This window comes from Streptomyces olivoverticillatus, assembly GCF_014203555.1.
Lineage (GTDB): Bacteria > Actinomycetota > Actinomycetes > Streptomycetales > Streptomycetaceae > Streptomyces > Streptomyces olivoverticillatus.
Window position 1 is genome coordinate 200,841 of sequence record NZ_JACHJH010000002.1, and the last position, 24,376, is coordinate 225,216.

Below are 24,376 nucleotides of genomic sequence, written 5' to 3' on the forward strand. Positions count from 1 at the left end.
TGTGCTGGTGCTACACAGTCGTGCCCCGTGATCCTGATCGCATGCGTCCGTTTCACCTCTTCCTCGCCGTCTGCGTCGCCGCCGTCTGGGGCGTCAACTTCGTCGTCATCGACATCGGCCTCGGCCACTTCCCGCCGCTGTTCTTCTGTGCCCTGCGCTTCCTCGCGGCGGCAGTGCCCGCGGTCTTCTTCGTCGGCCGGCCACCGGTGAAGTGGCGGTGGATCGTCGGGGTGGGACTCATGCTGGGCGTGGGCAAGTTCGGGCTGCTGTTCCTCGGGATGCACGCGGGGATGCCCGCCGGGCTCTCCTCGCTCGTCCTGCAGGTCCAGGCCGTCTTTACCGCCCTGTTCGCCCTGCTCGCCCTGGGCGAACGCCTGGGCCGGGCCCGGCTCGTGGGCATGGGGGTGGCTCTTGCGGGCATCGTCGTGGCCGCCGTCGACGAGGGCGCCTCGGGGCCGCTCCTCGGCTTCGCGCTGGTGGTGGCCGCGGCGGCCTTCTGGGGCGTCTCCAACGTCCTGACCCGCAAGGCCTCGCCGCCCGACGCCCTGCGGTTCATCGTGTGGGTGAGCACCGTCCCCGTCCTGCCGCTCCTGCTGCTCTCCCTCGTCTTCGAGGGCCCGCACGCCGACGCCGAGGCCCTCGGCTCCCTCAACTGGGGCGGCGTGGGGGCCGTCCTCTTCGTCGCCTGGGTCAGCACCGTGCTCTGCTTCGGTGCCTGGGGGTTCCTGCTGCGCACCTACGACGCCTCGGTCGTGGCCCCCTTCTCCCTCCTGGTGCCCGTCTTCGGCATGTCCTCCTCGGCGCTGCTGCTGGACGAGCAGGTGAGCCCCCTGCGCTGGTGCGCGGCGGCGCTCCTCGTCGGCGGGGTCGCCCTCACGTCCGTGCGGCGGCGACCAGCCCCCGCAGGTACTCCGCGCCCGGCCCGGCCAGCTGGGCGAAGTCGGCCGCTTGCGGATGCCAGCGCTTCTCGTACTCCCAGCTGAGCCAGCCGCGCCAGCCGCCCGCGCTGAGCACCCCCGCGCACGCACCCAGCGGCAGCACCCCCGCACCGAGCGGCAGCGGTGCCGTGTCCTCGGCCGAGGCCACGTCCTTGACCTGGACGTAGCCCAGGTGCGGGGCGAGCGCGGGGAAGCTGACGGCCGGGGACTCCCCGCCCAGCCACGTGTGCAGCACGTCCCAGAGAGCCCCGATGCTGCCGTGCCCCACCGGGCCCAGGACGCGCTCCACGTCCTGGGCCCGCCGGTGCGAGTCGTGCGTCTCCAGCAGCACGTGCACGCCCGTGTCGGCGGCCAGCGGGGCGATCGTCCCCAGACGGCGCGCCGCGTCCGCGTCCGCCTCCTTCTCCGGCCGCCCGCCGCCGCCGGGGAACACCCGTACGAAGCGGGCCCCCAGGTCCGCGGCGAGCCGCACCAGCCCCTCCAGCTCCGCCAGCACCGGCTCGTCCGGGCCGGGCCCGGCGACCCGGGCGTAACCGGCCACGGCCAGCACCTCCACGCCCGCCGCCGCGAACTCCACGGCCGCCGCGGCCCGCTGTGCGGCCGAGCTCCCCGGGTGCACCGGTTCCTCCGGATGGGCCCGCAGCTCGACGCCGTCGTAGCCGCAGTCGGCGGCCAGCCGCACCACGTCGCGCAGCGGCAGACCGGGGACACCGAGGGTGGAAAACGCCAGCTTCATGTCGATCGGTTTCCCCGGAAGGCCGCGGGAAATGCCCTTGGTGCGGAAGTCGGCACCATCCAACGGGAGGCCACCGGGCATGACGTCGATCGATGTCCGCATCGCCATGAACGGCGTGACCGGCCGGATGGGTCACCGCCAGCACCTCGTCCGCTCCGTCCTCGCCCTGCGCGAGGAGGGCGGCATCCGCCTCGCCGACGGCACCACGCTGCGCCCCGAGCCGGTCCTCGTCGGGCGGGACGGCGCCCGGCTGCGGGAGCTGGCGGAGCGGTACGGGCTCGCGCACTGGTCCACCGACCTGGACGCGGTGCTGGCCGACCCGTCGGTCACCGTCTACTTCGACGCACAGGCCACCTGTGCCCGCGAGGAAGCGCTGCGCAAGGCCATCGCGGCGGGCAAGCACGTCTACTGCGAGAAGCCGACCGCCGCCGACCACGCCGGGGCGCTGGCCCTGGCCCGGCTCGCCCGGGATGCGGGCGTGCGGCACGGCGTCGTCCAGGACAAGCTCTTCCTGCCGGGGGTGCGGGGGCTCAGGCGGCTGCTCGACGACGGCTTCTTCGGCCGGGTGCTCTCCGTCCGCGGCGAGTTCGGCTACTGGGTCTTCGAGGGCGACCGGCAGCCCGCCCAGCGCCCCTCGTGGAACTACCGCGCCCAGGACGGGGGCGGCATCACCGGCGACATGTTCCCCCACTGGGAGTACCTGCTGCGCGAGCTGTTCGGCCCGGTGCGCAGCGTGCAGGCGCACATGGCGACGCACATTCCGCGGCGCTGGGACGAGAAGGGCGTGCCGTACGAGGCTACGGCGGACGACGCGGCCTACGGCATCTTCGAGCTGGAGGGCGGGGCCGTGGCGCAGTTCAACTCGTCCTGGGCGGTGCGGGTGCACCGGGACGAGCTGCTGGAGCTCCAGGTCGACGGGACCGAGGGGTCGGCCGTCGCGGGGCTGCGCGGCTGCCGGGTGCAGCACCGTACGGACACGCCCCGGCCCGTGTGGGATCCGGACGTGCCCTGCACCGAGGACTTCCGCGGCCAGTGGCGGCAGGTGCCGGACGGCGAAGCGTGCGGCAATGCCTTCAAGGCCCAGTGGGAGCTGTTCCTGCGGCACGCGGTGGCGGGGGAGCCCTGGCGCTGGGACCTGTTCGCGGGGGCCCGGGGCGTCCGGCTGGCCGAGCTGGCCCGCCGCTCCTCGGCGGAGGGCCGGCGGCTGCCCGTGCCCCGGGACGCACCGCGGGAGCTGCCGTGATCCGGCTGCCGGACGCGGCCGGGACGCTGCGGGTCCACGCGCCCCGCCGTAGCCCCGCGCCACCGCTGCCGCCGGGGCCGCCGCCGCGCTCCCGTACGGTCTTCGCCGCCGCCCATGTGGTGGCCGACCCCTTCCGCAACACCACGCCGCACGGCCGCGCGGATCTGGACTGGGACGCCACCCTCGCCTTCCGGCGGCATCTCTGGGAGCACGGCCTGGGGGTGGCGGAGGCGATGGACACGGCCCAGCGCGGCATGGGCCTGGACTGGCCGGTGGCGGCCGAGCTCATCCGGCGCTCCGCCGCGGAGGCCCGGGCGGCGGGCGGCCGGATCGTGTGCGGTGCGGGCACGGACCAACTCCCTGCCGCGAGCGCGGTGACGTCGGCGGACGTCGCCGCCGCCTACGAGGAACAGCTGGCGGTGGTGGAGGCGGCGGGCGCCCGGGCCGTCGTCATGGCGTCGCGCGCCCTGGCGGCCGTCGCCACCGGACCCGATGCCTACCGGGAGGTTTACGGACGGTTGTTGCGCCAAACGGCCGAACCCGTGATCCTCCACTGGCTCGGCCCGATGTTCGACCCGGCACTGGAGGGCTACTGGGGCAGCACCGATCTCGATGCCGCCACCGACACCTTGCTCGCCGTCGTCGCCGACCACCCGGACAAGGTCGACGGGGTGAAGGTGTCGCTGCTGGACGCCGGGCGCGAGCGGGCGCTGCGGCAGCGGCTGCCGCACGGGGTCCGCTGCTACACGGGGGACGATTTCCACTACCCCGAGCTGATCGAGGGGGACGCGCCCGGAGGCCGGCACAGCGATGCGCTCCTCGGGGTCTTCGACCCCCTGGGCCCGCCGGCCGCCCACGCGGTGCGGAAGCTGGACGCGGGCGACCACCACGCCTTCCGGGCCCTGCTGGACCCGACCGTCGCCCTGGCCCGGCACCTCTTCGAGCGGCCGGCGCGCTACTACAAGACGGGTGTCGTCCTCCTGGCGTGGCTGTCGGGGCACCAGGAGCACTTCACGATGGCGGGCGGCCTGCACGCCGCCCGTACCCTGCCGCACCTCGCGCGGGCCTACGAACTGGCCGACGGGCTCGGTCTGTTCCCCGACCCGGAGTCGGCCGAGGCGCGCATGAAGCGGCTGCTGTCGGTGCACGGGATCGACCCGTGACCGGGCTCGGGCGCTTCAGCCTCAACCAGCAGACCGTGCGGCAGTGGTCGCTGCCCGAGCTGGTGGCCGGCTGTGCGGCGGCCGGGGTGCGGCAGGTGGGGCTGTGGCGCGAGCCGGTGCGGGAGTACGGGCTCACGGCGGCCGCCCGGCTCGTACGCGGCGCCGGGCTGGGGGTCAGCAGCCTGTGCCGGGGCGGCTTCCTGACCGCCGACGACCCCGCGGGCCGGGCCGCGGCGCTCGCCGACAACCGGGCCGCCATCGAGGAGGCGGCCGAACTCGGGGCGGGCGTCCTCGTCCTGGTCTGCGGCGGGCTGCCGCCGGGGAGCCGGGATCTGCACGGGGCACGGGAGCGGGTGGCCGACGCGCTCGGCGAACTGGGCCCGTACACCGACCGGCACGGGGTGCGGCTGGCCGTCGAGCCCCTGCACCCGATGTTCGCCGCCGACCGCTGTGTGGTCTCGACCCTCCGTCAGGCCCTTGACCTCGCGGAGCGCTTCCCGGCCGCGCAGGTGGGGGTGGCGGTGGACACCTACCACCTGTGGTGGGACGACACGGTGGCCGCCGGGCTCGCCCGTGCGGGCGCGGGCGGCCGGATCGCGGCCTTCCAGCTCGCCGACTGGGTCACCCCGCTGCCCGAGGGCGTGCTGCTCGGCCGGGGGCAGCTGGGGGACGGTTCGGTGGACCTGCGGTGGTTCCGGGAGCGGGTGGAGGAGGCGGGGTATGCCGGGCCCGTCGAAGTGGAGATCTTCAACCCCGCGCTGTGGGCGCGGGAGGGCGCGGACGTGCTCGCCGAGGTGCTCTGCCGCTATCGCAAACATGTGCTCTGAACTGGGCTTCGACACCTTGAGTAAAGGTCTGGTAACGCCTCGGGATCGGTGCAACCCTTCGGTCCGTCCGCGGGTCGTATGTTGCGTCGGGCTTCCTGGGGAGGGATCCGGGGGGATTCGGAGGAAGCCTGATTCAGGGGGGAGCACGAGGGGCCCGGCCGTCCGGCCGGGCCCCTCGAATCGTTCCCGCCCGCTCCCGGTGCCTCAAGCGGAATCCCCGTTATCCACAGGCCCGGACGCCGTGTCCGACCCCGGCGGTACCGTCGGGGGCATGGTGCAGCTGGCAGTGGTCGAAGGGGTCCTGGAGCGGATCACCTACGCCAACGAGGAGAGCGGTTACACGGTCGCCCGCGTCGACACCGGTCGCGGCGGCGGCGACCTCCTGACGGTGGTCGGCGCGCTGCTCGGCGCGCAGCCGGGCGAGTCGCTGCGGCTGGAGGGCCGCTGGGGCTCCCACCCGCAGTACGGGCGGCAGTTCACCGTGGAGAACTACACCACCGTGCTCCCCGCCACCATCCAGGGCATCCGCCGCTACCTCGGCTCGGGGCTGATCAAGGGCATCGGCCCGCGGATCGCCGAGCGGATCGTCAGTCACTTCGGCACCGACACCCTCGACGTCATCGAGCAGGAGCCGAAGCGCCTGATCGAGGTCCCGGGCCTGGGGCCCAAGCGCACCAAGTCGATCGGGGCCGCCTGGGAGGAGCAGAAGGCCATCAAGGAGGTCATGCTCTTCCTCCAGGGGGTCGGGGTCTCCACCTCCATCGCCGTGCGCATCTACAAGCAGTACGGCGACGCCTCGATCTCCGTCGTCCGCAACCAGCCCTACCGGCTGGCCGCGGACGTATGGGGCATCGGCTTCCTGACGGCCGACCGCATCGCCCAGTCCGTCGGCATCCCGCACGACAGCCCGGACCGGGTCAAGGCCGGTCTGCAGTACGCCTTGTCGCAATCCGCCGACCAGGGGCACTGCTTCCTCCCCGAGGAGCAGCTGATCGCGGACGCCGTGAAGCTGCTCCAGGTCGACACCGGCCTCGTCATCGACTGCCTGGCCGAACTGGCCGCCGACGAGGAGGGGGTGGTCCGCGAGAGCGTCCCCGGGCCGGACGGCGGCGAGAAGGTCACCGCCGTGTATCTGGTGCCCTTCCACCGCGCCGAACTCTCCCTGGCCGGGCAGCTGTCGAGGCTGCTGCGGGCGGAGGAGGACCGGCTGGCGGCCTTCCAGGACGTCGACTGGGAGAAGGCCCTTGCCTGGCTCGCCGGGCGGACGGGCGCGGAGCTGGCCGCGGAGCAGCGGCAGGCGGTGCGGCTCGCGCTCACCAGCAAGGTCGCGGTCCTCACCGGCGGCCCCGGCTGCGGCAAGTCCTTCACGGTCCGCTCCGTCGTCGAACTGGCCCGCGCCAAGCAGGCCAAGGTGGTGCTCGCCGCGCCCACCGGGCGGGCCGCCAAGCGGCTGTCGGAGCTCACCGGAGCCGAAGCCTCCACCGTGCACCGGCTGCTGGAGCTCAAGCCCGGCGGCGATGCCGCCTACGACAGGGAGCGGCCGCTGGACGCCGACCTGGTGGTGGTCGACGAGGCCTCGATGCTGGACCTGCTGCTGGCCAACAAGCTGGTCAAGGCCGTGGCGCCGGGCGCGCACCTGCTGCTGGTGGGAGACGTGGACCAGCTGCCGTCCGTGGGCGCCGGCGAGGTCCTGCGCGATCTCCTCGCCCCGGACGGCCCGGTGCCCGCCGTGCGGCTGACCCGCATCTTCCGGCAGGCCCAGCAGTCCGGGGTGGTCACCAACGCACACCGCATCAACTCCGGGGTGCCGCCCATCACCCAGGGGCTGACGGACTTCTTCCTCTTCGCCGAGGAGGACACCGAGGAGGCCGGGCGGCTGACGGTGGACGTGGCGGCGCGCCGCATCCCCGCGAAGTTCGGCCTCGACCCGCGCCGCGACATCCAGGTGCTCGCCCCGATGCACCGCGGCCCGGCGGGCGCGGGCACCCTCAACGGGCTGCTCCAGCAGGCCATTACGCCCGCCCGGCCGGACCTGCCCGAGCGGCGGTTCGGCGGCCGTGTCTTCCGGGTCGGCGACAAGGTCACCCAAGTTCGCAACAACTACGAAAAGGGGCAGAACGGAGTATTCAATGGCACGGTGGGTGTGGTCACCGGACTGGATCCGGTGGAGCAGCGGCTGACCGTGCGCACCGACGAGGACGAGGAGGTGGGCTACGACTTCGACGAGCTCGACGAACTGGCCCATGCGTATGCGGTGACCATCCACCGTTCCCAGGGCAGCGAGTATCCGGCGGTGGTGATCCCGGTCACCACGGGCGCCTGGATGATGCTTCAGCGCAATCTGCTCTATACGGCTGTGACCAGGGCAAAAAGGCTCGTGGTGCTGGTGGGTTCCCGGCGTGCACTGGGGCAGGCGGTGCGCACGGTGTCGGCGGGAAGGCGCTTTACCGCGCTGGACCACCGCCTCGGAATCGGGCCCCAAGGTGGTGTTCGTCTCTCCTCGGTTTACCAATCAGGGCGAACGGGGCAGGATGGGCAGGCTGGGCGGCACTGAGTGCCGCCTTTAGGCCCTATGGCCGACCCCGAGTGCACGTGCATCGTCCAAATGGGGGAAGGTAGGGGTAGTCAGGGCACCTCGAAGTAGAGGCACAACGTCGGTGAGGGATGACGTGAGCGACAACTCTGTAGTACTGCGGTACGGGGACGGCGAATACAGCTACCCGGTGGTCGACAGCACCGTCGGCGACAAGGGCATCGATATCGGCAAGCTCCGCGCCCAGACCGGTCTGGTGACCCTGGACTCCGGCTATGGCAACACCGCTGCCTACAAATCCGCGATCACCTACCTCGATGGCGAGCAGGGCATCCTGCGCTACCGCGGCTACCCGATCGAGCAGCTGGCCGAGCGCAGCAGCTTCCTTGAGACCGCGTTCCTGCTGATCAACGGCGAGCTGCCGACGGTCGACGAGCTGGCGTCGTTCAAGGGTGAGATCACCCAGCACACCCTGCTGCACGAGGACGTCAAGCGCTTCTTCGACGGCTTCCCGCGCGACGCCCACCCCATGGCCATGCTGTCGTCCGTGGTCAGCGCGCTGTCGACCTTCTACCAGGACAGCCACAACCCGTTCGACGAGAAGCAGCGCCACCTCTCGACGATCCGGCTGCTCGCCAAGCTCCCGACGATCGCGGCCTACGCGTACAAGAAGTCGATCGGCCACCCGATCGTCTACCCGCGCAACGACCTCGGTTACGTCGAGAACTTCCTGCGCATGACCTTCTCGGTGCCGGCCGCCGAGTTCGAGCTGGACCCGGTCGTCGTCAGCGCCCTGGACAAGCTGCTGATCCTGCACGCCGACCACGAGCAGAACTGCTCGACGTCGACCGTGCGCCTGGTCGGCTCCTCGCAGGCCAACCTCTTCGCGTCGATCTCCGCCGGCATCAACGCCCTGTGGGGCCCGCTGCACGGCGGCGCCAACCAGTCGGTGCTGGAGATGCTGGAGGGCATCCAGGCCAACGGCGGCGATGTCGACTCCTTCATCCGCAAGGTGAAGAACAAGGAGGACGGCGTCCGCCTGATGGGCTTCGGCCACCGCGTCTACAAGAGCTTCGACCCCCGGGCGAAGATCATCAAGGCGGCGGCCCACGACGTCCTCGCGGCCCTCGGCAAGTCCGACGAGCTGCTGGACATCGCGCTCAAGCTGGAGGAGCACGCGCTCTCCGACGACTACTTCGTCTCGCGCAACCTCTACCCGAACGTGGACTTTTACACCGGTCTGATCTACCGGGCCATGGGCTTCCCGACCGAGATGTTCACCGTGCTCTTCGCGCTCGGCCGGCTGCCCGGCTGGATCGCCCAGTGGCACGAGATGATCAAGGAGCCGGGTTCCCGTATCGGCCGCCCGCGCCAGATCTACACGGGCGTCGTCCAGCGCGACTTCGTCCCCGTCGAGCAGCGCTGATCCAGGGCGCCCCGGCGCCTGTTTACACCGCCCTGACGCGCGTAGACGCCCCGCACCTGGTCCAGGTGCGGGGCGTCTTGCATCGTGCCGTTCCCGGCGGGCCGTCCGGACGGTAGGTGTAAACACCAAATGGAAAGCGCCCCGACTCCGATCCCCCCACGGGTCGGAGCGAGGCGCTTTCCGTCCCGGCTCGGATTCCCCCCACGGGATCCGGCCGGGAGCCGGCGGACGCGATCTGCCGGGACGCGTACGTACGGGAGGGCCGCTCAAAGCTCCCCGGGTACGTGCCCCGGCCACGCGTGGCCGGGCCGTCCCCCAAGACGATCCAGCACTGCCCGGTTAGACCATTGACCCCCGCGATGGTTACCTGCCTATCGCTGTGATCTACGTCTCCGGGGAAAGGGGTCGTCCGGCCCCTGGCTCAGGCGCGGCCGGCGAGCTCGTAGCCCGCCTCGTCGACGGCGGCGCGCACCGCTTCGTCGTCCGGCTCGGCGGCGGCCGTCACGGTGACCAGCCCGGTGGCGGCGACGGCCGCGACGGAGGTGACGCCGGGGATCGCGGAGATCTCGCTGTTGACCGCGGACTCGCAGTGGCCGCAGGTCATGCCGGTCACCTTGTAGACGGTGGTAGTCATGGGCGTACTCCTACTTCTGGGGAAGTGTCGTTCCTTGGTGACAACGGACAACAGCTTACCCCCTGGGGGTATTCCGGGGGCTGCGTCCCGGGCGTCGGGCGACCCACCCGCGGATGGTGTCCGCGAACCAGTAGGGTCTGCCGCCCTCGGTGAGGTCGGGGGCGGGCAGGAGCCCGTGTTTGCGGTACGAGCGCACGGTGTCGGTCTGTACGCCGATGTGCGCGGCGATCTCCTTGTAGGACCAGAGTCGACGGTCGGTCATCTCTCGCGCCTCTCCGTCGCGCCGCAGCGACGGCAGGGGGGTGCGTCGGGGAGCTGCGGCGTGACCTGTGGGTGACTGGAGCCTGTCCCGGAGAACGACGGAGAGTGACCAGGCGGGCGGGCCCGTCGGGCTTCTGTGACGGAAGGCTCGCGCGGATGTGACGCCCGTTACGCGGAGATGACCTGGTAACAGTTCCGGCCGTCAGCCGGCCGCGACCACCCGCACCGGCCGGTGCTCCCGCCGGGAGACCTCGCACGCCTCGGCCACGAGCAGCGCGCGCAGCCCCTCGCCGCCCGGGCAGGGGCTGTCCCCGGCGCCCGCTCCACCCGCCACGGCCTGCACGAACGCGGCCAGTTCGGCACGGTAGGCGCCCTCGAACCGGGCCAGGAAATCGGGCCAGGGCCGCAGGGGCGCCGCGGGCCCGCCCGGCTCGGCGGAGGTCGCCGGGGTACGGGCGTCCAGCCCCACGACCCACTGGTCGAGCTCACCGGACAGCTCCGTACGCACGTCGTAACCGGCCCCGTTGTAACGGGTGGCCGTCGCCGTGACGAGGGTGCCGTCGTCCAGCGTGAGCAGCGCGGCGGCGGTGTCCACGTCGCCCGCCTCCCGGAAGAAGGCCGCGCCGCCGTCCGTACCCAGCGCGTACACCTCCGTCACCTCACGCCCCGTCAGCCATCGGACGGCGTCGAAGTCGTGCACCATGCAGTCGCGGATCAGCCCGCCCGACAGCGGCAGGAACGCAGGCGGCGGGGGAGCCGCGTCGGAGGTGACGCACCGGATCGTGTGCAGCCGCCCCAGCCTCCCGCCCCGCACCGCCTCGCGCGCCGCCCGGAACCCGGCGTCGAACCGCCGCTGGAATCCGATCTGCAGCAGCGTCCCCGCCGCTTCGACCTCGCTCAGCGCCCGCACCGTGCCCGGCACGTCCAGGGCGACGGGCTTCTCGCAGAAGGCGGGCAGCCCGGCCCGGGCCGCGCGTGTGATCAGCTCGGCGTGGGCCGCCGTGGCGGAGGCGATGACGACGGCGTCCACGCGTCCGGCCGTGAAGACCTCCTCCGTCGAGGGGGCGGCCGTCGCACCGGTCTGCCGGGCGAGCGCGGCGGACCGCCCCGGATCCACGTCGGCGATCACCAGCTCGCCGACCGCGTCCATGCCGGCCAGCACGGCGGCGTGGAAGGACCCGATGCGCCCCGCGCCGAGCAGCCCGATCCGCAGTCCTGCCGCGCCCACCGCCCTCACGCTCCGTAGAGGGCGGGGCGGGCGGCGAGGGTGACGGGGGTGCGTTCCCCGGTGGCCTGGGCCCGTACGCCCGCCTCGCACACGGCGGCGGCCGCGTAGCCGTCCCAGGCGCTGGGGCCCGTGACTTCGCCGCGCCGGGTGGCGTCGACCCAGGCCTGCACCTCGCGGTCGTAGGCGTCGCGGAAGCGCTCGGTGAAGTCCTGGGGGATCTCGCCGCCCCACCGGCCCGCGGCGTTTACGTACATCCCGTGGGCGTCGCCGATCCGGGCGGTGCCGCGCTCGCCGACCGCCTCGCAGCGCACCTGGTAGCCGAAGCCGCAGTTGACGAAGATCTCCACGTCGACGACCGCGCCGCCGGAGGTCTCGAAGAGGACGAGCTGAGGGTCGCTCAGGCCCTCGGGCGCGGCGGAAGAAGGGGCGGGGCGCAGGACGGTGACGGCGGTGATCTCCTGGTCCAGCAGCCAGCGGGTGACGTCGATCTCGTGCACCACCGAGTCGTTGATCATCATGGGGGTGGCGTAGCCGGGCGGCGTCGAGGCGTTGCGGTGGGTGCAGTGCAGCATCAGGGTCCGCCCGAACTCGCCCGCATCCAGCAGCGACTTCAGGCGCTGGTACTCGGCGTCGTACCGGCGCATGAAGCCCACCTGTACGCGCCGGTGCCCGAGCCGGGCCTCCGCCTCCAGCACCCGCAGCGCCGAGGCGGCGTCCGGCGTCAGCGGCTTCTCGCACAGCACCGGCAGGTCGTGCTTGAAGGCCTGCAGCAGCGCGGCCTCGTGGGCCGGTCCGGGTGAGGCGATCAGCACGGCGTCCACGGCGTCGTCGGCCATGGCGGCGGCCGGGTCGGTGTAGGCGGCGCAGCCGTCGACGGTGCCGGCGACCCGCTCGGCCCGCTCGCCGTCGACGTCTATGACGGCGGCCACCCGGGCGCCGCTGACGACCCGGTCGATGCGCCGGACGTGGTCCGAGCCCATCCTGCCGGTGCCGATCACGGCGATGCCGAGGGGGTCGGATGCGGGGTGTCGTCGCGTCATCGGATGTTCCCGGTCAGGCGCCGCAGGAACGCAGGAAGGCGCGGGTGCGGCGGGCGATGGGCAGCGGCTGGTCCGGCGGGCAGGGGTACATGTCCTGCTCGACGATGGCGAAGAGGTCGACGCCGAGCCCCTGGGCCGCGGCCAGTACGGGCTCCAGCGCCGGTACGCCGGTGGGCGGTTCGCACATCACGCCCTGCCGGACCGCCGGGCCGAAGGGCGTGCCCTGCTCGACCACGCCCGCGAGGACGGCCGGGTCGACCTGCTTGAGGTGCAGATAGCCGATCCGCTCGCCGTAGGTCTTGATCAGCTCGACGCTGTCGCCGCCGCAGTAGGCGTAGTGCCCGGTGTCCAGGCAGAGGTTGACCAGGGAGGGGTCGGTGGCGTCCAGGAAGCGCTCGACGTGGGCCTCGGTGTCGATGTGGGTGTCGGCGTGCGGGTGGACGGCGATGGTCAGGCCGTAGGCGTCGCGGACCTCGCGGGCCAGCCGCTCGGTGCCGACGGCGAGGTGGTGCCACTGCTCGGCGGTCAGTTCGGGGCTCTCGACGATCTCGGCGGTCTTGTCGTCGCGCCAGAAGGAGGGGATGACGACGAGGTGCCGGGCGCCCGTGTCCCGGGCCAGCGAGGCGACCCGCGAGACCTGCTCCCACGTCTCGTCCCAGACGGCGGGCCCGCGGTGCAGGGCGGAGAAGACCGTGCCGGCCGAGACGCTCAGCCCGCGGCGGGCGGTCTCCTCGCGCAGCCGGGCGGGGTCGGTGGGGAGGTAGCCGTAGGGGCCCAGCTCGATCCAGGCGTAGCCCGCCTCGGCGACCTCGTCGAGGAAGCGGCGCCAGGGAACCTGGGCCGGGTCGTCGGCGAACCAGACCCCCCAGGAGTCCGGGGCCGACCCGACGCGGATGCGGTCCAGGGCGGGCGTCGGGCTGGCGGCGGCGTCCATGCGGCGGCTCTCCTCTCGCCGGTCGGCGTCGACCGGGCAAGGCGGGGTGTGCCCGTAGCTTCCCGGGCGGGCGGGGGAGTGTCAAGGCTTCGTCCGGACATATGGACGTAACGTCAATACCCGTTCCGTCGCACGTCCTTATGTCACGTCCTTATGTAAGGACAAATGCTTGACATGGTTGTGCGCGGGCGGCTAGACCAGAGCCCTGAGCCGACGGCGGAGGGAAGACCATGACCGGGACGGCCGCGCCGTTCGACCTGATCACCATGGGCCGGGTCGGGGTGGACCTGTATCCGCTCCAGGCCGGGGTGGCGCTGGACCGGGTGGAGACCTTCCGGAGGTTCCTCGGCGGATCGGCCGCCAACGTCGCCGTCGCCGCCGCCCGGCTCGGCCGCCGCACCGCGCTGATCAGCCGCACCGGCGACGACCCCTTCGGCGGCTATCTCCACCGGGCGCTGCGCGACTTCGGCGTGGACGACCGGTGGGTGACGCCGGTGGCCGCCTACCCCACGCCGCTGACGTTCTGCGAGATCCATCCGCCGGACGACTTCCCCCTCTACTTCTACCGCCGCCCCAAGGCCCCCGACCTGGAGATCCGCACCCCGGAGCTCGACCTGGACGGCATCCGCGCCGCACGGATCTTCTGGATGACCGGCACCGGCCTGTGCGAGGAGCCCAGCCGCTCGGCGACCCTCGCCGCGCTCGAAGCGCGGGCGAAGAGCGGCATCACCGTCTTCGACCTCGACTGGCGGCCGGTGTTCTGGGGCGGCGAGGGCGCTGCCGCCCCGGTGGCGGCGGCCCGGCCGTACTACGCCGCGGCCCTCGCCCACGCCACGGTCGCCGTCGGCAACGCGGACGAGTGCGAAGTCGCCACCGGCGAGCGCGAGCCGCACGCCGCCGCGCGGGCGTTGCTGGCCGCCGGGGCCGAGCTCGCGGTCGTCAAGCAGGGGCCCAAGGGGGTGCTCGCCGTGCACCGGGACGGGGCCGTCGCCGAGGTGCCGCCGGTGGCGGTCGAGGTACTCAACGGGCTGGGCGCGGGCGACGGGTTCGGCGGTGCGCTCTGCCACGGGCTGCTCGCCGGCTGGGAGCTGGAGCGCACCGTGCGGTTCGCCAACGCGGCGGGGGCGATCGTCGCCTCGCGGCTCGCGTGCTCCTCCGCGATGCCCACGTACGACGAGGTGGCCGCGGTGCTGGGGGCGACGCCGTGACCGTACGCATCCCGGACCTGGTGACGGTGCGGGCCCGGCATCCCGAGGCCATCGCGGAGGCCGCGGCCCGGCGGGCCCGGCGCCCCCTCATCGGCGACAGCGGCCGCCTGATGATCATTGCGGCGGACCACACGGCGCGGGGCGCGCTGGACGTGGGCGGGCGCCCGCTGGCGATGGCCGGCCGGGCGGACCTGCTGGAACGGCTGTGCCTGGCCCTGTCCCGACCCGGCGTCGACGGCGTGCTCGCCACGGCGGACATCCTGGACGACCTGCTGCTGCTCGGCGCCCTGGAGAACAAGGTCGTCATGGGTTCGATGAACCGGGGCGGTCTCTTCGGTGCGTCCTTCGAACTCGACGACCGCTTCACGGGGCCGCGGGCGGGGGATTTGGTGCGGCGGGGGTTCGATGCGGGGAAGTTGTTGCTGCGCATTGATTACGACGATCCGGGGTCGCTCACGACGCTCGTCTCCGCCGCCCGCGCCATCGACGACATGGCGGCGCATCGGCTGCCGGTCTTCGTCGAGCCCTTCCTCTCCCGGCGGATCGCGGGCCATGTCCGCAATGACCTCGGCGCGGAGGCGGTGACGAAGTCCCTGACCATCGCGTCGGGCTTGGGGGCCACGTCCGCCTATACCTGGCTGAAGGTGCCGGTGACGGAGCGGGTGGAGGACATGGAACGGGTGTTGGCTGCGTCCATGCTGCCGGTGGTGTTGCTTGGGGGTGACGTGGGGGACGAGCCCGACGTGGCGTTCGAGCGGTGGCGGGGGGCGTTGCAGTTGCCGACGGTGCAGGGGTTGGTGGTGGGGCGGGCGTTGCTCTATCCGTTGGACGGGGATGTGGCGGGGGCGGTCGATACGGCGGTGGGGTTGCTGTGAGGGGGAGGTTCCCCGATCCCGCCCCTTCCCGAAACCGGGGCTTCGCCCCGGACCCCGGGGTGGCTGCGGCCGGTGGTCCGGTTGTGCCCACCCGTTCCGCCCCAGCGGAACGACTGCCCACAACCGGGCGGGTCCGGGGAAAGGACAATGCGCCCATGAACGTGCCGTACACCGTCGACATCACCCCCCGCACCGCCGGCTGGGCCTACACCTCCCTCCGTATCCTCACCCTCCCGCCCGGCAGGGGCCACGCGTTCGACGCCCGCGACAGCGAATGGATCGTCCTCCCCCTCAGCGGCAGCTGCACCGTTGAAACCGACGGCCAGACCTTCGAACTGCGCGGACGCGACAGCGTCTTCACCGCCGTCACCGACTTCGCGTACGTCCCCCGTGACGCGCACGCCACCCTCACCGCACCCGCTGGCGGACGGTTCGCGCTGGCCGGGGCGCGGTGCGAGCGTGTGCTGCCCGCGCGGTACGGGCCGGCCCGCGGCGTCCCCGTCGAGCTGCGCGGCCGCGGCACCTGCTCGCGGCAGGTCAACAACTTCGCCGCGGCGGGCGTGTTCGCCTGCGACCGGCTCATCGCGGTCGAGGTGCTCACCCCGGGCGGCAACTGGTCGTCGTACCCGCCGCACAAGCACGACGAGCACCACCCCGGCGAGGAGTCCGAGCTGGAGGAGATCTACTACTTCGAGATCGCCGGCGGCGAGGCCGGCTTCGGCTACCAGCGCGTGACCCCCTCGCACCCCGCCGGCACCGACGTCCTCGCCGAGGTCCGTACCGGCGACGCCGTGCTGATCCCCGACGGCTGGCACGGCCCCTCCATCGCCGCGCCCGGCCACGACATGTACTACCTCAACGTCATGGCCGGGCCCGGGGCCGAGCGGGAGTGGCTCATCCGCGACCACCCCGACCACGCCTGGATCCGCGGCACCTGGCCCGGACAGCCCGTCGACCCGCGGCTGCCGCTCTACACCTCGGACGGAGAAGAAGGACGATGACGACCCGACGGCTGACCGTCGCCCAAGCGCTGGTCGAGTTCCTCGCCCACCAGTACACCGAGCGCGACGGGCGCCGCCGCCGCCTGATCGCCGCCTGCTGGGGCATCTTCGGCCACGGCAACGTGGCGGGCGTCGGGCAGGCGCTGCTGGAGTCCGGCGACGCCATGCCCTACCTCCAGGGCCGCAACGAACAGGCCATGGTGCACGCCGCCGTCGGCTTCGCCCGCCACAACGACCGGCTGGCCGCGCACGCCGTCACCACCTCCATCGGGCCGGGCGCCACCAACCTCGTCACCGGCGCCGCGCTCGCCACCGTCAACCGGCTGCCGGTGCTGCTCCTGCCCGGCGACACCTTCGCCACCCGCCCCGCCGACCCCGTGCTCCAGCAGCTCGAACACCCCGGCGCGGGCGACGTCTCCGTCAACGACTGCCTGCGCCCGGTCTCCCGGTACTTCGACCGCGTCGTCCGCCCCGAAGCGCTGATCCCCGCCGCCCTCCAGGCCGTACGCGTCCTGGCCGACCCCGTGGAGACCGGGGCCGTCACCCTCGCCCTGCCCCAGGACGTGCAGGCCGAGGCGTACGACTGGCCGGAGGAGTTCTTCGCCGACCGCACCTGGCACGTGCGCCGCCCGGCCCCCGACCCGGCCGAGCTCGCCGCCGCCGTCGAGGCCGTACGGGCCGCCCGCCGGCCGCTGCTGATCGCGGGCGGCGGCGTCCACCACAGCGAGGCCGAGGACGCGCTGCGCGCCCTCGCCGACGCCACCGGCATCCCGGTGGCCTCCACCCAGGCCGGCAAGGGCTCGCTGCGCCACGACCACCCGGCGGACATCGGCGGGATCGGGCACACCGGGACGGCCGTCGCGGACGCCCTCGCCGGCTCCGCCGACCTCGTCATCGGCGTCGGCACCCGCTACAGCGACTTCACCACGGCCTCGGCCACCCTCTTCGCCGCCCCGGACGTGCGGTTCGTCAACCTCAACATCGCCCCGTACGACGCCCACAAGCTCGCCGGCCTGCCGCTCGTCGCCGACGCCCGCACCGGGCTGGAGGCGCTCACCGAGCAGCTGGCGGGCCACCGGGTCCCCGAGGCCTACGAGAGCGCGTACACCGCGGGGAAGACCCAGTGGGAGGCGGCGGTCGACTACGCCTACTCCTGGCGGGACGACGGCGACGGCAGGCGGCCCACCCAGGCCCAGGTGATCGGCGCCCTCGACGCCGTCGTCGGCGACGAGGACGTGGTGATCAACGCGGCCGGCTCGCTCCCCGGCGACCTGCACAAGCTCTGGCGGGCCCGCTCCCGCCGCCAGTACCACCTCGAATACGGCTACTCGTGCATGGGCTACGAGATCCCGGCCGCCATCGGCGTGCGCCTGGCCGCCCCGGACCGGCCGGTGTGGGCGCTCGTCGGGGACGGTACGTACCTGATGATGCCGACCGAGCTCGTCACTGCCGTGCAGGAGGGGATCGCCATCAAGGTGATCCTCGTGCAGAACCACGGCTACGCCTCCATCGGCGGGCTGTCGGAGGCGGTCGGCGGCGAGCGCTTCGGCACGGCCTACCGCTTCCGGGCCGCCGACGGCACCTACACCGGCGAGCCGCTCCCGGTGGACCTGGCGGCCAACGCCGCCTCCCTCGGGATGTCCGTCCTGCGCCCGCGGACCGTCCTCGAACTGCGCGCGGCACTCGCCGAGGCACGCGCCGCCGAGGGCCCCACATGTGTCTATGTGGAGACCGAAACAGCCGACAGTGTGTCCGGCGCGCCCCCTGCCCAGGCGTGGTGGGATGTGCCTGTCGCCGAGACCGCGACCCGCCCGGCGGCCGTGCTGGCCCGGGAGGAGTACGAGCGCAGCGCCGCCGCCCGCCGCCGATACTTGAGTTAAGAGAGGTCGCAGCAGATGAAGACCGTCAACCACTGGATCGGCGGCAAGACCGTCGAGGGCGCCTCCGGTACGTACGGGCAGGTCACCGACCCGGCCACCGGCGCCGTCACCACGCGGGTCGCCTTCGCCTCGGCCGAGGAGGTCGACGCGGCCGTCGCGGCGGCCAAGAGCGCCTACGAGACGTGGGGCGGCTCCTCGCTGGCCGCCCGCACCTCCGTGCTCTTCGCCTACCGGGCCCTGCTCGACGCCCACCGCGAGGAGATCGCCCGCCTGATCACCGCCGAGCACGGCAAGGTACACTCCGACGCGCTCGGCGAGGTCGCCCGGGGCCTGGAGATCGTCGAGCTGGCCTGCGGCATCACCACGCAGCTCAAGGGCGAGCTGTCCACGCAGGTCTCCAGCCGGGTGGACGTCGCCTCGATCCGGCAGCCGCTCGGTGTCGTCGCGGGCATCACGCCCTTCAACTTCCCGGCCATGGTGCCGATGTGGATGTTCCCGCTCGCCATCGCCTGCGGCAACACCTTCGTGCTCAAGCCGAGCGAGAAGGACCCCTCGGCCGCCATCCTCCTCGCCGAACTGGCCGCCGAGGCCGGCCTGCCCGACGGCGTCCTCAACGTCGTCAACGGCGGCCGGACGGCCGTCGACCGGCTGCTGGTCCACCCGGACGTCGCCGCCGTCTCCTTCGTCGGCTCCACCCCGATCGCCCGCCACATCCACACCACCGCCACCGCCCACGGCAAGCGCGTCCAGGCGCTCGGCGGCGCCAAGAACCACATGCTGGTGCTGCCCGACGCCGACCTCGACGCGGCCGCCGACGCCGCCGTCTCCGCCGCCTACGGCTCGGCGGGCGAGCGCTGCATGGCGATCTCGGCCGTGGTCGCGGTCGGGGCGGCCGGCGACGAGCTGGTGGCGAAGATCCGCGAGCGCGCCGAGAAGATCAAGATCGGTCCGGGCGACGACCCCGCCTCGGAGATGGGCCCGCTGATCACCAAGGCCCACCGCGACAAGGTCGCCTCCTACGTCCACGGCGCCGCGGCCCAGGGCGCCGAGGTGGTCCTGGACGGCACCGGCTTCACCGTCGAGGGCTACGAGAACGGGCACTGGATCGGGCTGTCCCTGCTCGACAAGGTGCCCACCGACGCCGACGCCTACCGCGACGAGATCTTCGGCCCGGTGCTGTGCGTGCTGCGCGCCGACACCTACGAGGAGGGCGTCGCCCTCATCAACGCCTCGCCGTGGGGCAACGGCACCGCCGTCTTCACCCGCGACGGCGGCGCGGCCCGCCGCTTCCAACTGGAGGTCGAGGCGGGCATGGTGGGCGTCAACGTGCCCATCCCGGTGCCCGTCGGCTACCACTCCTTCGGCGGCTGGAAGGACTCGCTCTTCGGCGCCCACCACATCTACGGCAACGACGGCGTGCACTTCTACACCCGCGGCAAGGTCGTCACCACCCGCTGGCCAGACCCGGAAGACGGCGGCGTGGACCTGGGGTTCCCCAGCCACCGATAGCCGGGTTCTCTGCCCGGGTTGCCGCGGCGTGAGCCGTAAGCTCTGGGCATGACCTGGTCGAGGGCGCTGAAAGACACTGCACGCGCCGGGCTGACGGTCGAGCGGACGAAACTCGAGCCGCTGGTCGCACTGCGCGGCGCGTGCGGGGTCGCCGTCGTCATCGGGCTCATCCTGTGGCTCGGCACCCCCAAGCTCGCGGTGTCCTCGGCGTTCGGCGCCTTCGCCTCCGGGGTGGCGACCTTCCAGCGCAGCTGGCGGCCCCGGCCTGTCCTCGCGCTGGGCGCGGCCGCGGCGCTGGGCCTGAGCACCTTCCTGGGCTATCTGGCCGCCGCCGACCGCGCCCTGTTCGCCCTGCTGCTCGCCCTGTGGACGCTGCTGGCGGGCCTGGCCTGGGCGGTGGGGCCGGTCACCGGGGTGGTGGCCTCCCAGATGGTCGCCTGCATGCTCTTCACCGTCACCCTGCCCACGTCCGTGCTGGGCGCCCTGCACCATGCCGCGCTCATCGTCTTCGGCGGCCTCGTCCAGGCCGCGCTCATCGTCCTCTTCCCCATCCGCCCCTGGGGGGTGCAGCGCGACGCCCTCGCCGACGCGCTCGCCGCCGAGGCCGACTACGCGCGCAGGCTGCGCCACGACCCGGTGGCGAGCTTCGACCCGCAGCCGCTGATGGACGCCCGCAGCGCCGCCGCCCTGTCGCCGCGTCAGGCCAGGAAGCGGCCGGGCCAGCTGGGCGGCCCGCGCGGCCTGGCCGAACGGCTGCGGCCCGTGCTGGCCTCGCTCGCCGACCCCACCCTCGGCGCCGGCGCGGAAGGCCCCGAACGCGACCGGGCCCGCGAGCTGCTGGCCGCCGCCGCAGCCGTCCTGGACGCCGTGGCCCACGCCATCCGCTGGGGAAAGCCGGTCCGGCTGCCGCCCGAAGTGATGGCCGCGCTGGACGTACCCGAGTCCGGCCCCGTCCTCACCGGCGCCGGCCGCCGCTCCGCGCTGCGGCTGATGGTGCTGCTCGCGGACGTCGTCGAAGCCGCCGACGAGCCGGTCCAGTCCACCCGCCCCACCACCGCCGAGGAACGCCACCACCTGCTGCGCCCCTCGGTGCCCCGGCTCGTCCCCGTCGCCCTGCGGGCCCTGCGCCGCGAGGCCCGCCGCTCCTCGGCCATCGGCCGGCACGCGCTGCGGCTGACCGTGGTGGTCTCCGTCGGCTACGTGCTGGGCTCCGCCCTGCCGTTGGGACACGGCTACTGGGCGCCGATGACCTCGGTGATGGTGATGCGCCCGGACTTCGGCGAGACCTACGCGCGGGGCGTGGCGCGCTTCGCCGGGACGGTGGTGGGCGTGGCACTGGCCGGAGGGCTCGTGGCCCTCGTCCATCCCGGCCCGTACGTGTGCGCGGCGCTGGCGGTGGCGTGCATCGGGCTGATGTACCTGCTGATGAGCACCGGCTACAGCGTGGCGTCCGCGTGCATCGCCGCGTACGTCGTCTTCCTGCTCGGCATCGCGGGCGAGGGGTGGTCGCAGACGGTGCAGGCGAGGCTGGCGCTGACGCTGCTGGGCGGGTTGCTGGCGCTGGCCGCCTACGCGCTCTTTCCCGCCTGGGAGACGCTCAAGCTGCGCGACCGGCTCGCGGACTGGCTCGACGCCAACGGCCGCTATGCGCTGGCCGTGCTCGCCGTCTACGCCCACCCCGCCGACCGCAAGCCGCGCCGGGTGCGCGAGGCGCTGCTGGACCAGCGGGCGGCGCGCCTGGAGTGGGAGGAGGCGGCGGCCCGCGCCCAGAAGGAACCGGTGCGCCACCGCGGCATCTCCCGCGGCGCGGAGCGGGCGGCGGAGTCGGCGCTGGCGACGATGGGCCGGGCGACGATGCTGATGGAAGCGCACTTGCCGGCGGCGGACGCGGAGCCGTCCCCGGGAGCGGAACGCTTTGCGGGCGCCCTGCGGGAGGCGATGCCGGAGGCGGTCGCGGCCGTGCGCGGGCGGCGGAAGGTCACCTTCGCCGAGCCGCGCAAGGCGTATGCCGCGTGGCGGCGCGAGGCCGGGGACGAAGGGGTGGCGGTGCGGGCCACGGAGCTTCTGCTGGAGGCGTTCGACGAGTTGGCGAAGGCGCTGTCGCCGGGGCGCAAACGGGGATGAGGACGACGCGCGTCAGCGCGGATCAGGCGTGAACAACCGGTCCAGGTGGGCGTCCAGCAAGCGCAGTGCCTCGCCCGGTGAGTGCACGTCCAGCAGTGCGTAGCTGGTCAGGCCGTCGGCCAGGGCGATCAGCAGCATCGCCTCGGTCTCGGCGTCCCGTCCGGCCGCGATCTCCCCCCGCTGCGCCGCGATGCGCAGCTGCCCCGCGAAGAACTCCCGTAGCGCGGGAATCCCCTCCCGCGCATGCCGCCGCAGCCGCTCGTCGTGCACGGCCCGTACGAAGTACGCGATCTGCACCAGGTTCCCGGTCCGGCTCTCCTCGTTCAGCGGCAGCATCTCCGCGATCGACTCGCGCAGCACCCGCCGCGGCGAGCGGTCCTCCTCCGGCAGGGGCACGACGCGCTCGAGCACCCGGGCCTCCGCCAGCTTGTTGATGTGCTCCAGGGCGAAGAGCAGCATCTCGCCCTTGCTGGAGAAGTAGTGCTGCAACTGCCCCAGCGAGATGCCCGCTTCGGCCGCCACGTCGCGCAGGCTCGTGCCGTCGAGGCCGCGGGAGGAGGCCAGGCGCCAGAGGGCCTCGGCGATGCGGTGGCGGCGTTCGTCGTGGTCGACGCGCTTGGGCACGGGTGGCGCCTTTCGGAGGGGGCCGTTTTACAGGTCAATCGTATTGCTATAGCTTAGCGCCGGGATTTTCGCCATACAGATGACCTGGAAACGGGTCCGGGGAGGGGCTTATCCGTCATGACGGGTCAACAGATCGGGCTCCGCCCGCCGCGCCACCGCGTGGATCCGCGCGCCCGCCGCTGGTGGGCCGCCCAGGCGTGGCTCGCGGTGAGCGGCCCCGCGCTGCTGAGCGCGGCCGTCCTGCTCGCGCTGTCCGCCCTCTTCTTCCCGGGCGCCCTGCCGTGGCTGGCGCCGCTGACGGCCGTAGTGCTCGTCCTGCCCGCGCTCGGATACGCCCTCGCGATGCCCGCCCTCCGCTACCGCGTCCACGCCTGGGAGGTCGGGGAGGCGGCGGTCTACGCGGCGAGCGGCTGGTTCCGGCACAAGCGCCGCATCGCACCGCTCTCCCGCGTCCAGACCGTCGACACCGTGCGCGGCCCCCTGCAGCGCCGCTACGGGCTCGCCACCGTCACCGTCACCACGGCCTCCACCGCCGGCGACGTGAAGATCGCCGGACTCTCCGACGCGGACGCGGCCCTCCTCGCCGAGCGCATCGGCGACGCCGCCCGGCGGATACCGGGAGACGCTGAATGAACGGCATCAGCGAGCCCTCCGGCGCGCGCTGGCGCGCCACCGACCCCCGCACCCTCGTCGCGCACTGCGCCTGGATGGGCGCCCCGCTCGGCTCGCTCGCCCTCACCGCCGCGGCCGCCGGCGGCCGCCCGGACGCCCGCGCCTGGATCACCCTCGGCGTCCTCGCCGCCGTGTGCGCGGGCATCACCGGCGCCGGGCTCGTCACCTGGCGGCGCACCCGCTACCGCGTCACCGCCGACTCCCTCGAACTGCGCTCCGGCCTGTTCACCCGGCGGGTACGGGCGATCCCGCTGCACCGGATCCGCAACGTCGACCTGACCGCGGGCCCGGTCCAGCGGCTGCTGGGGCTGACCGTCCTGCGGGCCGGCACGGGCGGGGGCGGTGCCGGGCTGAAACTGGAGGCGCTGTCCCGGCCCGCCGCCGAGCGCCTGCGTGCCGAACTGCTCGCCCGCGCCGGGTCCGCGGGCGCCCCCGACCCCGTGCTCTCCGTCGGTGATCCGCGCTGGCTGCGCTATGCGCCCCTCACCTTCTGGGTGTTCGGCGGGGTGTTCGCCGCGGCGGGCGCGGTCTGGCGGGTCCTCGACGGGATGGGCGTCAAGCCGTGGAAGATCGGCTTCGTGCGCCGCGCCGCCGAGGACTTCGGCAACAGTGCCCTGTGGCTCACCATCCCGCTCGCCCTCCTCGCGATCACCGCCCTCGGGGCCGCGGGAGCGGTCGTGCTCTACGCCGAGAACTGGGCACGCTTCCGGCTGGAGTGGGCCGATGCGGCCACCCTCCGCGTCCGGCACGGCCTGTTCACGACCCGCGCCGTCTCCATCGAACGGGCCCGGCTGCGCGGCGTGGCCCTGCGCGAACCACTGCTGCTGCGCGCGGGCGGCGGCGCGACCGTACGCGCGGTCGCGGGCGGCCTCGGCAACCGTGAGGAGAACCGCAAGCGCAGCGTCATCCTGCCGCCCGCGCCGAGGGCCGAGGCGCTGCGGGTGTGCGAAGGGGTCTTCGGGGCCGGCCGGGCCGGTGCGCTGCTGCCGCATCCCCGGGTCGCGCTGCGGCGGCGGGTGGTGCGGGGGCTGGTGTGGTGCGTGCTGCCGGTCGGTGCAGCGCTCGCCGTGACCGGTGCACTGTTCGCGCCCGTCCTGCTCGGGTGCGCGGCCGCCTGGGCGGTGGCGGGCACCGCTGCCGTCGGCGCGCTCGCCCGTGACGCGTACCGGTCGCTCGGGCATGCGGTGCGCGGGCGCCATCTGGTGCTGCGGTCCGGCACGTTCACCCGGGAGACGGTCACCCTCGACCGGAGCGCCGTGCTCGCCTGGACGTTCACCGACACCCCCTTCTCGCGGCGCGCCGGGGTGGTCACCGCCACGGCCGCCGTCGCCGCGGGCGAGGAGGCCTACCGCGTCCGGGACATGGCGGCGGCGGAGGCACCCAGGTTCGCGGAGGCGGTCACGCCGGGCGTTTTGGCGGAGTTCCTGGCCGTGTGACGTACCCCACGGAAGCGGCCGCGCAAACGTGTCCCATGTTTTCGTTATCCGCCAGGAGTCCCCCCGTCTCCTATGTGTCGGAGA

At 73.4% G+C, this 24,376-nt stretch carries 21 protein-coding genes; 14 read left to right on the forward strand and 7 right to left on the reverse strand.

All coding sequences use genetic code 11. From position 1 onward, the window contains the following. Positions 1-41 precede the first annotated feature (41 nt). On the forward strand, positions 42-983 hold the full coding sequence (locus tag FHS39_RS06365; protein ID WP_184347132.1) for an EamA family transporter: 942 nt from the start codon (positions 42-44) through the stop codon (positions 981-983). Here FHS39_RS06365 and FHS39_RS06370 read toward each other — a convergent pair. Further along, a complete protein-coding gene (locus FHS39_RS06370) occupies positions 874-1,674 on the reverse strand; it encodes a sugar phosphate isomerase/epimerase family protein (RefSeq protein WP_184347134.1) in 801 nt (266 codons plus the stop codon). The two genes, FHS39_RS06365 and FHS39_RS06370, sit on opposite strands and share 110 nt — an antisense overlap. Positions 1,675-1,753: 79 nt before the next feature. Between FHS39_RS06370 and FHS39_RS06375 the strand changes: the two genes are divergently transcribed. The 5 genes from FHS39_RS06375 to FHS39_RS06395 all read left to right on the forward strand — a co-directional run bounded on the left by FHS39_RS06375 (position 1,754) and on the right by FHS39_RS06395 (position 8,866). Then, positions 1,754-2,917 carry a Gfo/Idh/MocA family protein gene (locus FHS39_RS06375; RefSeq protein WP_184347136.1) on the forward strand — a complete coding sequence of 388 codons (1,164 nt, stop codon included), beginning with the start codon at positions 1,754-1,756 and terminating at the stop codon, positions 2,915-2,917. After that, positions 2,914-4,080 carry a DUF993 family protein gene (locus tag FHS39_RS06380; RefSeq protein ID WP_184347138.1) on the forward strand — a complete coding sequence of 389 codons (1,167 nt, stop codon included), beginning with the start codon at positions 2,914-2,916 and terminating at the stop codon, positions 4,078-4,080. The genes FHS39_RS06375 and FHS39_RS06380 overlap by 4 nt, the downstream gene beginning before the upstream one ends. Further along, positions 4,077-4,907: a TIM barrel protein gene (locus tag FHS39_RS06385; protein WP_184347140.1), complete on the forward strand. Its 831-nt coding sequence runs from the start codon at positions 4,077-4,079 to the stop codon at positions 4,905-4,907. The genes FHS39_RS06380 and FHS39_RS06385 overlap by 4 nt, the downstream gene beginning before the upstream one ends. A 271-nt stretch (positions 4,908-5,178) precedes the next feature. After that, positions 5,179-7,461: an SF1B family DNA helicase RecD2 gene (gene recD2 / locus FHS39_RS06390; protein WP_184347142.1), complete on the forward strand. Its 2,283-nt coding sequence runs from the start codon at positions 5,179-5,181 to the stop codon at positions 7,459-7,461. Positions 7,462-7,576: 115 nt separating this feature from the next. Next, the gene (locus FHS39_RS06395; protein WP_045934102.1) at positions 7,577-8,866 is read left to right on the forward strand and encodes a citrate synthase; all 1,290 of its coding nucleotides are present in this window, start codon (positions 7,577-7,579) and stop codon (positions 8,864-8,866) included. Positions 8,867-9,287: 421 nt separating this feature from the next. On the opposite strand, the gene FHS39_RS06400 is transcribed toward FHS39_RS06395, so the two are convergent. The 5 genes from FHS39_RS06400 to FHS39_RS06420 all read right to left on the reverse strand — a co-directional run bounded on the left by FHS39_RS06400 (position 9,288) and on the right by FHS39_RS06420 (position 12,963). Next, on the reverse strand, positions 9,288-9,554 hold the full coding sequence (locus FHS39_RS06400) for a heavy-metal-associated domain-containing protein (RefSeq protein ID WP_045934103.1): 267 nt from the start codon (positions 9,552-9,554) through the stop codon (positions 9,288-9,290). A 1-nt stretch (position 9,555) separates the two neighbouring features. Beyond that, entirely contained in the window at positions 9,556-9,762 is a 207-nt protein-coding gene (locus FHS39_RS06405; protein ID WP_184347144.1) for a helix-turn-helix transcriptional regulator, read from the reverse strand. A gap of 201 nt (positions 9,763-9,963) precedes the next feature. Further along, complete coding sequence (locus tag FHS39_RS06410) at positions 9,964-10,974, reverse strand: Gfo/Idh/MocA family protein (RefSeq protein ID WP_184348696.1); 1,011 nt, start codon at positions 10,972-10,974, stop codon at positions 9,964-9,966. Positions 10,975-10,994: 20 nt separating this feature from the next. Then, positions 10,995-12,029: a Gfo/Idh/MocA family protein gene (locus FHS39_RS06415; RefSeq protein WP_184347146.1), complete on the reverse strand. Its 1,035-nt coding sequence runs from the start codon at positions 12,027-12,029 to the stop codon at positions 10,995-10,997. A gap of 13 nt (positions 12,030-12,042) precedes the next feature. Then, complete coding sequence (locus FHS39_RS06420) at positions 12,043-12,963, reverse strand: sugar phosphate isomerase/epimerase family protein (protein WP_184347148.1); 921 nt, start codon at positions 12,961-12,963, stop codon at positions 12,043-12,045. A gap of 230 nt (positions 12,964-13,193) precedes the next feature. Between FHS39_RS06420 and iolC the strand changes: the two genes are divergently transcribed. From iolC to FHS39_RS06450, 6 genes are all read left to right on the forward strand, one after another. After that, the gene (gene iolC / locus FHS39_RS06425) at positions 13,194-14,171 is read left to right on the forward strand and encodes a 5-dehydro-2-deoxygluconokinase (protein WP_184347150.1); all 978 of its coding nucleotides are present in this window, start codon (positions 13,194-13,196) and stop codon (positions 14,169-14,171) included. Next, positions 14,168-15,046, forward strand: coding sequence for a Cgl0159 family (beta/alpha)8-fold protein (locus FHS39_RS06430; RefSeq protein WP_184347152.1), 879 nt, complete (start codon positions 14,168-14,170; stop codon positions 15,044-15,046). Before iolC ends, FHS39_RS06430 begins: the two co-directional genes overlap by 4 nt. A 155-nt stretch (positions 15,047-15,201) precedes the next feature. After that, a complete protein-coding gene (gene iolB, locus FHS39_RS06435) occupies positions 15,202-16,047 on the forward strand; it encodes a 5-deoxy-glucuronate isomerase (RefSeq protein ID WP_184347154.1) in 846 nt (281 codons plus the stop codon). Continuing rightward, the gene (gene iolD / locus FHS39_RS06440; protein WP_184347156.1) at positions 16,044-17,927 is read left to right on the forward strand and encodes a 3D-(3,5/4)-trihydroxycyclohexane-1,2-dione acylhydrolase (decyclizing); all 1,884 of its coding nucleotides are present in this window, start codon (positions 16,044-16,046) and stop codon (positions 17,925-17,927) included. The genes iolB and iolD overlap by 4 nt, the downstream gene beginning before the upstream one ends. Before the next feature lie 15 nt (positions 17,928-17,942). Continuing rightward, complete coding sequence (gene mmsA / locus FHS39_RS06445) at positions 17,943-19,436, forward strand: CoA-acylating methylmalonate-semialdehyde dehydrogenase (RefSeq protein ID WP_184347165.1); 1,494 nt, start codon at positions 17,943-17,945, stop codon at positions 19,434-19,436. Between the two features lie 48 nt (positions 19,437-19,484). Continuing rightward, positions 19,485-21,560: an FUSC family protein gene (locus tag FHS39_RS06450; RefSeq protein WP_184347167.1), complete on the forward strand. Its 2,076-nt coding sequence runs from the start codon at positions 19,485-19,487 to the stop codon at positions 21,558-21,560. 12 nt (positions 21,561-21,572) lie between these two features. Here the strand turns inward: FHS39_RS06450 and FHS39_RS06455 are convergent, their stop codons facing one another. Continuing rightward, on the reverse strand, positions 21,573-22,184 hold the full coding sequence (locus FHS39_RS06455; protein ID WP_184347169.1) for a TetR family transcriptional regulator C-terminal domain-containing protein: 612 nt from the start codon (positions 22,182-22,184) through the stop codon (positions 21,573-21,575). Between the two features lie 117 nt (positions 22,185-22,301). Here FHS39_RS06455 and FHS39_RS06460 point away from each other — a divergent pair, with 117 nt between their 5' ends. Both FHS39_RS06460 and FHS39_RS06465 read left to right on the forward strand, forming a co-directional pair. Continuing rightward, positions 22,302-22,817: a PH domain-containing protein gene (locus FHS39_RS06460; RefSeq protein ID WP_184347178.1), complete on the forward strand. Its 516-nt coding sequence runs from the start codon at positions 22,302-22,304 to the stop codon at positions 22,815-22,817. Next, positions 22,814-24,292: a PH domain-containing protein gene (locus FHS39_RS06465; protein WP_184347186.1), complete on the forward strand. Its 1,479-nt coding sequence runs from the start codon at positions 22,814-22,816 to the stop codon at positions 24,290-24,292. The genes FHS39_RS06460 and FHS39_RS06465 overlap by 4 nt, the downstream gene beginning before the upstream one ends. Positions 24,293-24,376 lie beyond the last annotated feature (84 nt).